Origin of the sequence: Nonomuraea glycinis (genome assembly GCF_035920485.1) — a bacterium.
In the GTDB taxonomy this organism is placed as follows: domain Bacteria; phylum Actinomycetota; class Actinomycetes; order Streptosporangiales; family Streptosporangiaceae; genus Nonomuraea; species Nonomuraea glycinis.
This window is the reverse complement of record NZ_CP109166.1, coordinates 8637687-8649527: the sequence shown is the minus strand read 5'-3', so window position 1 is coordinate 8649527 and position 11841 is coordinate 8637687. Positions and strand designations below refer to the sequence as shown.

12 protein-coding genes and 3 tRNA genes are annotated in these 11841 nt (G+C 70.8%); 5 read left to right on the top strand and 10 right to left on the bottom strand.

Going from position 1 to position 11841, the window contains the following annotated elements; genetic code table 11:
- Positions 1-85: 85 nt before the first annotated feature.
- Both OHA68_RS40750 and OHA68_RS40745 read right to left on the bottom strand, forming a co-directional pair.
- Positions 86-1018 (bottom strand): SPFH domain-containing protein, encoded by a 933-nt coding sequence (locus tag OHA68_RS40750; RefSeq protein WP_327104999.1) that lies wholly within the window; start codon positions 1016-1018, stop codon positions 86-88.
- Positions 1019-1092: 74 nt separating this feature from the next.
- Positions 1093-2388: an MFS transporter gene (locus OHA68_RS40745; RefSeq protein ID WP_189143475.1), complete on the bottom strand. Its 1296-nt coding sequence runs from the start codon at positions 2386-2388 to the stop codon at positions 1093-1095.
- A gap of 88 nt (positions 2389-2476) precedes the next feature.
- Here OHA68_RS40745 and OHA68_RS40740 point away from each other — a divergent pair, with 88 nt between their 5' ends.
- From OHA68_RS40740 to OHA68_RS40725, 4 genes are all read left to right on the top strand, one after another.
- Positions 2477-3157: a GntR family transcriptional regulator gene (locus OHA68_RS40740; RefSeq protein ID WP_189143476.1), complete on the top strand. Its 681-nt coding sequence runs from the start codon at positions 2477-2479 to the stop codon at positions 3155-3157.
- Between the two features lie 9 nt (positions 3158-3166).
- Entirely contained in the window at positions 3167-3532 is a 366-nt protein-coding gene (locus OHA68_RS40735; RefSeq protein WP_189143477.1) for a DUF2203 domain-containing protein, read from the top strand.
- A gap of 78 nt (positions 3533-3610) precedes the next feature.
- Positions 3611-4594: a hypothetical protein gene (locus OHA68_RS40730; RefSeq protein WP_327104998.1), complete on the top strand. Its 984-nt coding sequence runs from the start codon at positions 3611-3613 to the stop codon at positions 4592-4594.
- On the top strand, positions 4591-5553 hold the full coding sequence (locus tag OHA68_RS40725) for a WD40 repeat domain-containing protein (protein WP_327104997.1): 963 nt from the start codon (positions 4591-4593) through the stop codon (positions 5551-5553). Before OHA68_RS40730 ends, OHA68_RS40725 begins: the two co-directional genes overlap by 4 nt.
- 49 nt (positions 5554-5602) lie before the next feature.
- Here OHA68_RS40725 and OHA68_RS40720 read toward each other — a convergent pair whose 3' ends face one another.
- Complete coding sequence (locus OHA68_RS40720) at positions 5603-7012, bottom strand: S28 family serine protease (protein WP_327104996.1); 1410 nt, start codon at positions 7010-7012, stop codon at positions 5603-5605.
- Between the two features lie 205 nt (positions 7013-7217).
- On the opposite strand from OHA68_RS40720, the gene OHA68_RS40715 reads away from it, so the two are divergent.
- Complete coding sequence (locus OHA68_RS40715) at positions 7218-7847, top strand: alpha-ketoglutarate-dependent dioxygenase AlkB (protein WP_327104995.1); 630 nt, start codon at positions 7218-7220, stop codon at positions 7845-7847.
- A gap of 375 nt (positions 7848-8222) precedes the next feature.
- On the opposite strand, the gene OHA68_RS40710 is transcribed toward OHA68_RS40715, so the two are convergent.
- The 7 genes from OHA68_RS40710 to OHA68_RS40680 form a co-directional block, all read right to left on the bottom strand.
- Positions 8223-9239, bottom strand: a complete 1017-nt coding sequence (locus tag OHA68_RS40710; RefSeq protein WP_327104994.1) for an NADPH:quinone oxidoreductase family protein — start codon at positions 9237-9239, stop codon at positions 8223-8225.
- 53 nt (positions 9240-9292) lie between these two features.
- Entirely contained in the window at positions 9293-9652 is a 360-nt protein-coding gene (locus OHA68_RS40705) for a MerR family transcriptional regulator (RefSeq protein ID WP_327104993.1), read from the bottom strand.
- A 73-nt stretch (positions 9653-9725) separates the two neighbouring features.
- Entirely contained in the window at positions 9726-10811 is a 1086-nt protein-coding gene (locus OHA68_RS40700) for a WD40/YVTN/BNR-like repeat-containing protein (protein ID WP_327104992.1), read from the bottom strand.
- An 89-nt stretch (positions 10812-10900) separates the two neighbouring features.
- Entirely contained in the window at positions 10901-11443 is a 543-nt protein-coding gene (locus tag OHA68_RS40695; RefSeq protein ID WP_189143485.1) for a YciI family protein, read from the bottom strand.
- A gap of 161 nt (positions 11444-11604) precedes the next feature.
- Positions 11605-11679: transfer RNA gene (locus OHA68_RS40690), tRNA-Val, on the bottom strand.
- 1 nt (position 11680) lies between these two features.
- Positions 11681-11754: transfer RNA gene (locus OHA68_RS40685), tRNA-Cys, on the bottom strand.
- Positions 11755-11769: 15 nt separating this feature from the next.
- Positions 11770-11841 (bottom strand) — tRNA-Gly (locus OHA68_RS40680).

Here is an 11841-nt window from a genome sequence, read left to right as displayed (position 1 = left end):
CCGCCGTCCGGGGGAGGCTTGAGGGGACGAGCCCGCCGTCCGGGGAGGCCGTGCCGGACGGCGGGCGCCCCCGCCACGGGAATGGTCAGCGGGTGGGCACCACCACTGCCTGCGGGTTGCCGGGGGCGTAGACGGTGATCCCCTGCGGCAGCGCCTTCAGCTTGTCGATCTCCGCGCAGGCCGGGCACTTGTCGTAGCCGTTCTGCCTGGCCTGGTTCGCGTCCGCCTCCGCCCTGGCCTGCGCCACCCTGGCCTGCGCCTCCGAGACGGCGGCGTTGGCGGCCAGCGAGCGGTCCACCGCCTGCTGCACCTCCCCGGGCAGGGTGACCTTCACCAGGGTGAACCGCAGGCCGGTCAGGAAGTCGCCGCCCAGCGTCCGCGGCAGGTCGCGGGCGAGCGCGGCGTTGACGCCGTTCTGCACCGTGGCGATGTTGATGTTGCTGTCCCGCGCCTTGAGCGCGGAGCTCTCCAGCAGCGCGCACGACGGCACCAGTTCGGCGCAGCGCATGGCCCCGACCTGGGCGCGCAGCGCGTTGTCGATCACCGGCCGGACCGCCTGGCCGAAGAAGGCGGACCAGCCCTCGTCGCCGTCCCACGCGTACAGGGAGCTGTCGTCCTGACTGCGGTAGGTACGGGTGCCGTACTTGTCGTCGAACGACTTCAGCGTCGCGTGGTCCAGGTTGAGCGTGAAGTAGAGGGTGCCTTCGATGCCCACGTTCACGCCGTCGCTGCTGGGCACCGTCACCACGTCCACGCCGAGGGTGGTGGCGCGCTTGGCGTCCGCGGTGATCGTGTAGAACCGCTGCTGCGCCGGGTAGCTGTGCGTGGACGACCACAGGCCGGCCCAGGTCAGGCCGGAGCCGGGGTCGATCACCTGGCGGATCCGGGTGTCGTCGAACGGGCCGCCGTCACGGACCACGGTGACGACGCCGGGGTCGGTGCTCTCCAGGCCGGTGACGACCCCGAACAGGAGAGGGAGCGCGATGATGGCGGCCACGACGGCCAGGACTGTCCTCAACTCGGGCCTCCCGCGCGGGCGGCGGTGGCAGCCACCGCCCGCGGCTTTCGCGGCGAACTATCGGAGGGACGACCTCAGACGTGCTGCGGCACGTCGGCGGGGTCGAGGTCGTGGGACTCGGGCGCGATGGCCAGGCCCACGGCGGTGATGGCCAGCGCGGCCACCACGTAAACGGACACCGCGACGGTGGTGCCGAAGGAGTCGAACAGCTTGATCGCGATGATCGGGGCGAGCCCGCCGCCCACGATCCCGGCGACCTGGTAGCCCATCGAGGCCCCGCTGTAGCGCAGCCTGGTGCTGAACAGCTCGGCGATGAAGGCCGCCTGCGGGCCGTACATCGCGGCGTGGCAGAGCAGCGCCACGGCGGCGGCGAGCACGATCAGCGGGAAGGATCTGGTCTCCAGCAGCGGGAAGAACGCGAACACCCAGATCGCGGCGCCGATGACGCCCGCCAGGTAGACCCGCCGCCGGCCGAAGCGGTCCGACATCGAGCCGAACAGCGGGATGAGCCCCAGTTGCAGCGCCGAGGCGATCAGCACCGCGTTCAGCCCGAGGTCGCGGTCGAGGCCCAGCGGGCCGGTCAGGTAGACCAGGATGTAGGCGGTGAAGGTGTAGAAGGCCACGTCCACGCCGATGCGCGCGGTGAAGGCCGACAGCAGCGCCCGGGGGTGCGTGCGCAGCACCTCGACCAGCGGCATCCTGGCCTTCGCGCCCTTCTGCTCGACCTGGGCGAACAGCGGCGACTCGGTGATCCGCAGCCGTACCCAGAGGCCGACGAACACCAGCACGCCCGACAGCAGGAACGGCACCCGCCAGCCCCACGACAGGAAGGCCGCGTCGGACAGCGTGGCCGACAGGATGGTGAGCAGCGCGGTCGCCAGCACATAGCCGGCGGGCACGCCGACCTGCGGCCAGCTCGCGTTGAAGCCACGGCGGCGCGGGTCGCCGTGCTCCAGCGACATGATCACGGCGCCACCCCACTCGCCGCCGAGCCCGAGGCCCTGCGCGAACCGGAGGACGGCCAGCATGATCGGCGCGAGCACGCCCACGCTGTCGTAGCCGGGCAGCACCCCGATGAGGAACGTGGAGATGCCCATCAGCAGCAGCGTCACGACCAGCACGGTCTTGCGGCCGTTGCGGTCGCCGAAGTGCCCGAAGATGATCCCGCCGAGCGGCCGGGCCACGAACGCGACCGCGTTGGTCGTCAGCGCCAGCAGGGTCGCGTTGAGCGGGTCGAAGGTAGGGAAGAACAACTTGCCGAAGACCAGCGTCGCCGCGGTGGTGTAGAGGAAGAAGTCGTACCACTCAAGCGACGTGCCGATCAGACTCGCGAGGATCACCCGCCGGGTCTGTGGGGTGGAGCCTGCCATCCCTCGCTCCTTCCGTGGGGGGACTGGTTCCACCATAAAAATCGTTGAACAATTCGACAAGGGGTTTGTTCAATGATTTCCTGAATCCGTGAAAGACGCCGCCGCCGACCTCGCGCAGGACCGCTCGCGTCTCGGACGTAGCAGCACGGCCGAGCGCGTGGCGGACATCCTGCGTGACCGCATCATCGAAGGCCTGTTCAAGCCCGGCCAGCGCCTGTCGGAGGAGTCCATCTGCGAGGCGCTCGGCGTGTCGCGCAACACGCTGCGCGAGGCCTTCCGGCTCCTCAGCCACGAGCGGCTGCTCGACCACCGGCTCAACCGGGGCGTGTTCGTGCGGGTCCTGTCCGCCGAGGACGTCGCCGACCTCTACCAGGTGCGCCGGGTGATCGAGGGCATGGCCGTGCGCCGCAAGCCGACCGAGCAGGCCCTGCGGGTGATAAGAGAGGCGGTCGCCGACGCCGAGCGGGCCGCGGGGGACGACGACTGGCAGGCCGTCGGCACCGCCAACATCCGCTTCCACCAGGCCCTGGTGACGCTCAACGACAGCCCCAGGCTCAACGAGGCGATGCGGCAGCTGCTGGCCGAGCTGCGGCTCGTCTTCCATGTCATGGAGAATCCGCGCGCCTTCCACGAGCCGTTCGTGGCGCGCAACCGCGAGCTGCTGGCGCTCATCGAGGCCGGCGAGCCCGACCGGGCCGCCGCCGCCCTGGACGCCTACCTCGACCACGCCGAGCAGTTGCTCATGCACGCCTACGAGCCGAACCGCTAACGTTCCCGGATGGACAGGCTCTTCACCCTCGACGAGGCCCGCGCACTGATGCCGTCGATCATCGAGGACGCCCGCAAGCTCATCGCCGCACGCGCCGACCTCGCCGAGATCGCCTTCGACCGTGACACCCCCGGCGGCTCCCGTCTCGGCGGACTGCCGGAGCTCAAGGCCGCCGAGGCACGCATCCAGGAGATCGTGAGCGCCTGGAGCGAGCAGGGCGTGGAGGTGAAGGGCATCGCGCCCTTGCTGCTGGACTTCCCCTCGGTGCTCGACGGCGTGTCCGTGCGCCTGTGCTGGATCGAGCCCGAGCCGGAGCTCGGCTGGTACCACCGCAGCGAGCTCGGCTTCCCGGGCCGCCGCCCGCTGCCGTCCTGACCTCGCCGAAGCGTGTCCGACCTGTGACAACCGGTCAGTGAGCTGCCGACTCTAAACGGGTGAGCGAAAGGAACACCCATGAGGCTCACCTCTGCGACCGCCGCCCTCTTGGCGTCCGCGGTCCTCGCCGGGGCGGTGGCCGCACCAGCCTCCGCGCACACCCGGACCGGCCCCTCACCCGCCCGGGCGGTCTGGATCAAGGCCTGCGGCGGCAACCCGTGCGGACACTGGCGGCTCAAGCTGCGCGACGGCCGGACGATCACCGTCCCCGACGCCGCCGCGACCAAGGTGGACGCCCGCGGCAGGCGCACCACCGACATCGGCGTCTTCGCCGTCAGCGGCGACGGCCGGACCGTTCTCTACGAGCGGGCATCCGATCACCGCCTGGTCGTCCGCCCGGTCGCGGGCGGCCCCGGCACCGCGCTGCCCCGCTCGCTGGCGCCCAGGAGCACCGCCTCGATCACCGTGCAGCTGTCACCCGCCGGGGACCGGGTGCTGGTCGACCACGGGGACGAGCACGGACGGCTGCCGACCAAGGTCTTCACCGTCGGGACCGGCAGGACCACCGAGCTGCCCGGCCGCGAAAGACCGCTCGGCTTCAGCGCCGACGGCGACGAGGTGCTGACCCGGCGCGACGGCGGCGACAACACCGCCACCCTGGTCGCGCACCGGCTCGACGGCACCTCGACCAGGCGCACGCCGCCCCAGGTCGTGGAGAGAGCCGCCGTCACGACGCTGGCCGCCGACGGCAGGACGGTCGCCGCGTTCATCTGGGGTGACAGCGAGAAGAAGAGGGCGCCACGGCTGCGCCTCTACGACCTGGAGACCGGGGAGCTCTCCAAGGGCGTGGACCTGGCGCTCACCCCGGCCGGCACGCCGTACTCCGCCCGCTGGACGGCGGACGGCGGGCTCACCGCCCTGGTGACGACGGAGCACGACGGCGGGGCAGCGGTGGTACGGGTGCTCACCGTCGACCCCGGGACGGGCGCCGTCAAGCAGCGCGACACGTACACGATCGGCAAGTCCAGGTACGCCTTCTACGCGGCGGGAGAGACGGCATGAGAATCACGATCGCCCTGCTGGCCGCCGCGATGCTCGCGGCGCCGATGACCGCCCCGGCCGCCGCGCAGGCGGAGCCGCACCAGCACGAGAGCATCCGGTACGCCTCCGTCAAGGGCTGCACGATCAAGGGAGGCGGCGAGGTCCCCTGCGGCCACTGGCGTCTGGTCCTGCACAGCGGAGAGCGGCGCGTCCTGCCTGACGCCCAGGTCGTGGCCCGGCTGGCGAACGGCAAGTCCGCCGTCTACCCGCCCGCCCCGATCTCCGTCAGCGGCGACGGCCAGAAGGTCGCCTACCTCACCCGTGCCGGTGGCCTGGCCGTACGGACCCTGGACGGTGACGTCAAGCTGCTGCCCGCCGGCGCGCTGCCGCGCCGGGACCAGGAGTTGATCAAGCTGCAGCTGTCCGGCGACGGGTCCAGGCTCGCCGTCGGCGTCAGCGGCGACCGCTACGGGACCCGCGTCTACGACACCGCCAGCGGCGCCCGGCTGGGCAGCATCGCCGGGCCGCACCAGCTGGCCGGGTTCAGCGGGGACAGCGGGGAGCTGCTCACGACCCTGAACGGCGAGGAGGAGGTCACCGACCTGGCCGTCAACGCCGACACCGGCGAGCGGCTCACCCGCGTCACCCCACCGCAGATCATCGTCGGCAACGCCCCGCAGGCCCTGTCCGGCGACGGCCGGACCGTCGCCGTCCTCGCCACCGGAAAATCCCGGCTCGTGCTGTACGACGCGCAGACGGACCAGCTGCTCAAGCGGCAGCGGGTCAAGCTGCCGGCCGGTGAGGTGCACATGCTCGACTGGACCGGTGACCGGCAGGTGACCGTGCACCTGCTGCGATCCGTGGGCAAGGAGAGCCGGATGGTGATCGCGCAGATGGACACCGAGACCGGCGCGGTCACCATCAGGGACCGCTACACGCTCCTGAAGGACACCTTCGTCTTCGCCTCCTGCGGCGGCTGAGAACGGGCCGGGCGGTGCGGATCCCCGCCGCCCGGCCGTCTTCGCGTGCTCAGCGGGTACGGCGATCGGGGAGCATGTCGTCGTCAGGGACGGCCGCCACCCGGCTGCGCTCCGCCGATTGCGCGTCCGCCCATCGTCGCAGGGTGTCGGTCGCCGCCGCGCGATCCGCCTCCGACAGCCGGGCGATGTTGGCGCCGTGGTTGGCGCCGGGCGCGACGTACAGGGCGGAGTCGCGCCTGCTCGGCGTGAAGCGCTCGGCGCTCCACGGATCGTTCTCGCCGTAGACGAACAGGATCCGCTCCGACCGGGTGCGCACCCAGTGGTCCACGTCCAGCATCGGCCCGGGATCGTGCCGGGAGCGCAGCTCGGCGGGGAGCACCGAGTTGGGCTGGTAGAGGCCGCGGTGGCGCACCAGCCCGCGCAGGTGCCGGAACTCCAGGTCGGGCCAGCCCAGCTGGGTGGCCGCCTGGTAGTAGTAAGGCGTGTAGTAGTCCAAGCCCTGGTCGGTGTAGAACCCGAAGAAGGCGACACCGTCGATCCAGGCGTAGAGCTCCTCGTCCGTGGCGGTCACGGGCGGCACGGCGGCGCAGTCGGCCTCGGTGGAGTATTGCCAGAACGCCCACACCGTGTCGAGGATCGTCATCTCGAACGACCGGTCCGCACTGCCGAGCGTGCGCGCGAAGGTGTAGCCGTTGCGCGCGGCGTCCGCCTCCAGCAGCGCCACCATCCGAGCGCGCCGCTTGAGCGCCTCACGCTGCACGCCGTCCAGCGCCGCCCGGCAGGACGCGGAGCCGACGCGGGCGAAGAACCTGTCGTAGCGGTGATCCTGGGGATTGCGCGGGTCGTTCGGGGCGACGTAGGCCACCACGCCGTCCACGTCGCCGGGGTAGAAGCGCCGGTGGTAGACGGACGTCATGCCGCCCTTGCTCGCGCCCGTCTGGATCCACCTGCCCGAGTAGACCGTCTTGAGCGCCTGGACGATCCGGTGCTCGTCCGTCGCCTCCTGCCAGATGGTCAGGTCGTCCCAGTCGGCCGGCGCCGGTCGCGAGGAGCGGAAGAACCGGTGCTCGACGGAGACCTGGTTGCCGTCGACCAACTGCGTCGGCTCCGTACGCGAGGCCGTGGGGTTGACGGGCAGGCCGTAGCCGCCGGTGTAGAGGACCACGGGGGCGTCGGCCGAGCGGTGCAGCAAGGTGAGCCGCTGCTCGAACGCGCCCCGGCGCGGATGCCGGTGATCGACCGGCTGGGTGAAGGACAGGACGAAGAACCGGTAACCGGCCGGCTGCGACTCCGACACCACGGTGAGTCCCGGGATGGCGGTGAGCTTGTCGAGCAGGTCGTCCCGCACCACCACGGACGCCGGGGCGGCCGGCTCGGCGGCTGCGGGAAGAGGCTGAAGACCGAGCGCCGTCACGACGGCCATCGATGCCGCGAGCGCGGCCAGGCTCAGGGATCGCATGGGCGAGCTCCTTCGGGGGGACCTGTGTCGCCCGACGGTATACCGATCAAGGCCGACCGAACAATGCTCCGCACTCCCCATCGAGGCCGCTGTCAGCCGACATCGGTGATGACGGTGCGGCGACGCCGTCCCCCCGTGCCGTCGGCAGAATCCGCTTGGACGCTCAGTCGAATGTGTGTTTGAACGATCGCGTACACTCGAAGGCATGAGAGCTGTATTCCAAGCGTCTCTGCTGGGTGTGGACGAGGAGCTCGGGTTCGGGCGGCTCGGTTCGGCGGTCCGCAGGACGTCGCTGGAGCGGGGCGCGTGGCTCGATGTCCGGCCCGGCTGGGTCGCCGGGGCGGACACCCTGTTCGAGCGACTGGCCGAGACGGTGCCGTGGCGGGCGGAGCGGCGCAAGATGTACGACAAGGTGGTGGACGTGCCGAGGCTGCTGAAGTTCTACGACGAGGACGAGCCGCTGCCGGACCCGATGCTGGACGACGCCCTGCGCGCGCTCAACGACCACTACGCCGCCGAGCTCGGCGAGCCGTTCCGCACCGCGGGCCTGTGCTTCTACCGCGACGGCCGCGACAGCGTGGCCTGGCACGGCGACACCCTCGGCCGGGGCAGCACCGAGGACACCATGGTGGCGATCGTCTCGGTCGGCAGCCCCCGCCCGCTGCTGCTACGGCCACGCGGCGGCGGCCCGTCGATCCGCCACGACCTGGGCCACGGCGACCTGATCGTGATGGGCGGCAGCTGTCAGCGCACCTGGGAGCACGCGATCCCCAAGACGGCCCGCCCGACGGGCCCGCGCATCAGCGTCCAGTTCCGCCCCCGGGGCGTGCGCTGAGCGCCTGGCGCATTGGTCTCGCGGCCGAGTCCTCCGTTACCGTCGTCGCGTCCCGCGCTGACCGGTCCGGAACCAGGGGAGATGACCGTCGCGCAGCAGTGAACTGGCCGCTCTCGCCGGAGTCACCGTCCGCAACGGGCGCGGGCTGACGTTCGGGCAAGCGGGCAAGCGGTCGAGGGGATGACGGCCGCGATGTACAGCAAGGCGATGTGTCCGGTCGCGATCGCGGGCATCGCCGAGCTGAAGGCAGGCAAGGGTGACAGCCTGCTGAAGCTGCGGGACAGCTACCCGTGGTAGCTGCGGGACAGCTACCACGGGCAGACCGGCGACGGCGGCTACCCCGACTCACTCGAGGCCACGTTGGCGACGACAAGCTCAGTGCCAGGGATCGAGGGCATGCTTGCCGCGGGTCCGGCCCGTTTCGAGTTGCCGCAGCACGGCCGGCCCCTCCGCCAGGGGGTGCACCTGGGGGGTGCCGGGCGGGTACACGCCGTGGGCGATGAGTGCCTCGAGCTCGACCAGCAACGACCGGTAGAGGGACGGCTGCCGCAGCGCCAGCGCACCGATGTGCAGACCCTTGATCTGGACCTGGTGGGTGAAGATCAGGTCATGCGTGGTCAGAGCGGCATCGCCGGAGGCGGCACCGAGTACGACAACGCGTCCGACGAACGGTTCGGTGACCGACAGGCTGACCTCGAACGTGGTCCGTCCCACCGATTCCAGTGTGAGGTCGACGCCGCCGGTCAGGCGGGTGATCTCCGCAGCCAGATCGGGGCGCGTGGGGTCCAGGACTTCGTCGGCGCCAAGGGCCTTGACAGCGCCGTGCTTCGCCGCTGACGCCGTGGCGATCACCCGCGCCCCGTAGTGGCGAGCGAGGCGAACCGCGGCCTGCCCCACGCCGCCGGCCGCGGCGTGAACGAGCACCACCTCACCGGCCTTGATCTCGCCCAGCGGCTTCAGCGCCGCCAAGGCGGTGGCCCAGTTGAGCACCAGGCCGAGAGCTTCGGCATCGCTCCACCCGGAAGGCACGGGAAGCACGCCCGCGGCCGGCATCGTCATGTACTGCGCGAAGGCGCCCGGGCCCACCCCGACGACATGGGTGCCGAGGGGCAGCGGGCTCTCGACGTCCGGGCCGACCCCCACGATCTCGCCGGCGGCCTCGAAGCCCGCCACATAGGGTGCCTGCGGGCCCCCGCCGTACGTTCCGTGGGACTGCATGACATCAGCGAAGTTGATCCCGGCGGCCCCCACGCGGATCAGGTAATCGCCGACCCCCGGGGTGGGTCGGCGCCGATCGGTCGTGAGGGTCAGATCGTTCGGTCCGCGGTGCGATCGCTGGACCAGTGCTCGTACCGTCTGCTCTGTAGGGTGCTGCTGCGCGTCCATCTCCATGCGTCGAAGGTAGGAGTCTGACACTTGCGTCAAGGTCAAGCGGCGGTCATGGATCAGGGGCGGCGGGCCTCGCGAAGGTAGGCGTCGAGAGCCGCCTGCTGATCGCTGAGAACGGCGATACGTGCCGCGAGCCGATCGCGATACCTCTGCACCTCGTACAGGAACTCCGCGCGCACCACATCAGTGCCGACGGCGGGTTCGTCGGTGAGGCGGGGCAGAACGTCCCTGATCAACCGCACGGACAGCCCGGACTCCAGCAGCGAGCGGATGATGAGCACCCGGTCGATCGTGGACTGGCAGTAGTCGCGGAACCCATTGCCGCGGCGACCAGGGACGATCAAGCCCTCGTCCTCGTAGTGCCGCAACGATCGCGCACTCGCGCCGCTGGCTCTGGAGGCTTCGCTGATTTTCACACCTGTGAGCAACGTCCTGGTGCCCCGCGCTCTTCCAGCACTCACCGGCCCCGCGCTCTTCCGGCATTCACCGCTACGACGAAGCGGGCAATCGGTGGTGCCCGAGGGTGAGGCGGGCCACCCGGCCCTGCTCGCCGGAGGCCCAGCACGACAGGTCGCGCGTGCACGCCACCGTGTCGAACGAGCCGGTGTCGAACGTCCGCCAGGTCCTCCCGCCCGTGTACGTGACGTCACTGCCCGACGGTCCGACGGCGATGGCCGCGAACGGCGTGTGGGGCAGCCAGGTCACGCCGGACCTGTAGGCCGGCGGCGGGGTGGCGGCGGCCTTCCAGGTGGCGCCGCCGTCCCCGGACACCGCCGCCGCGCTGGGCGACGCCTGGTCGGGCCGGTAGTCACCGCCCACCGCGACACCGTGCCGCGCGTCGCGGAAGGCCACCGCGAACACGCCGCGCGCCGGGTCGGCCGCCGGGATCGGCGTGTCGGCCACCGTCCAGGTGCGTCCCCGGTCGCGTGAGTGGAACACCCGCGAGCGCTCGGCCCCGCCACTGGCCAGCCACACGTCCCGCCCGCCGGAGGTCACCAAACACTGCCCGCTCGCCGCGAACCCCGCCTCACCGGGCAGCGCCTCGGGCATGCCGCCGGCGGGCAGCACCTGCCAGCTCCGCCCGCCGTCCTCGGTGGCGAGAATCCTGAACCTGCCGTCCACCGGGTCGCTCATCGCCAGCCCATGCCGCTTGTCGAAGAACGCCACGCAGTCGTAGAAGGCCCTCGGCTCGTCGTTGGTGAAGGTCTGACTCCAGGTACGGCCACCGTTCTCGGTCCGGTAGATCCGCGAGTCGGCGCCCTCCCCGATGGACAGCACCACGGCCCGGCGCGCGTCGAACGCCTCCACGTCCCGGAACTGCAGGCCGTCGGTGCCGGGCGGAGAGACGTCGAGCCAGGTCCGCCCGCCGTCGACGGTACGCAGCACGGTGCCTTCCGACCCCGAGGCCCACACCACGTCCCGGCTGACCGGCGACAGCCCTCGCAACCGCGCGGTCACCCCGGTCTCCTTCAACTCCCAGCCGGGAGCCGGCGTGGCGGCGGCATGGGCGGTCAGCGGGGTCGCGCCGACCAGACAGGCCACTGACAGCACGCTCAACGCAAACCGAAGTCTCATGTCAGGCAAACTAGCTCAAAGGATCACCACCGTCCATGGCCGGTGGATCTTCCAACGTCAACGACCACAGGGCTGGACAGAAGCCGTCGCTACCGCCGCCCGCCGAATGCCCAGTCGTGGACCTCGATGGCGGCGTACCGGTCCGGGGTCAGGACGGCGCGTGCCGCGTCCGGGTCCGGGGCCCGGATCAGCAGTGCCGTACCCAGCCAGGTGGTGCCGTCGTCGGACAGCAGCGGCCCGTACGCGATCAGTTCGTCCTGGTCGGGTGGCGGGACGAGGTCGGCGGGTTCCCCGGAGCCGAGACCCAGCACCAGGTAGCGGTTGCCGCCCTCGCGGCCGCCGGGAAAGTCCCACATGGTGCGCCCCAGTACGTTGCGCCACCGGCGCACCAGCACGTCCCGGTACACCCCGGCCTGGTAGTTGGGCTCGTCGAAGGCGAACGCGCGCGCGGTGGCGGGATCCGGCAGGTCGACGATGTGCACGCTGCCGGTGACCGTGTCACTGTCGAAGGTCGGGCCACGGGCGATCAGCTCCGCCGCGTACCGGTCCATATAGGACCAGTGCTCTTCCACCAACGTGTCCCGCAGCGGCATGGAGTCAGGACGATCACGGTGATAACAGAAGAATTCCATGCCGAAACTCCTACCATGGAGCGCGGCGGCGGCTCCTGCCGGTCATCTGTTCGGCCCTGAGAAGGACTTCACGGAGTGGGCGTACGTAACAGGAGCGATCAAGCCGGGACAGCGAAGAGCCCCAGACTCTCGGTGGGTGCCGTGAGCTGGGGCTTCAAGCATGGTGGACGATACTGGGATTGAACCAGTGACCTCTTCCGTGTCAGGGAAGCGCTCTCCCGCTGAGCTAATCGTCCTTGGAGGTGGAGACGGGATTTGAACCCGTGTGGACGGCTTTGCAGGCCGCTGCCTCGCCTCTCGGCCACTCCACCAAGTGACTTACTTAGAGCGGAAGACGGGATTCGAACCCGCGACCCTCACCTTGGCAAGGTGATGCTCTACCACTGAGCCACTTCCGC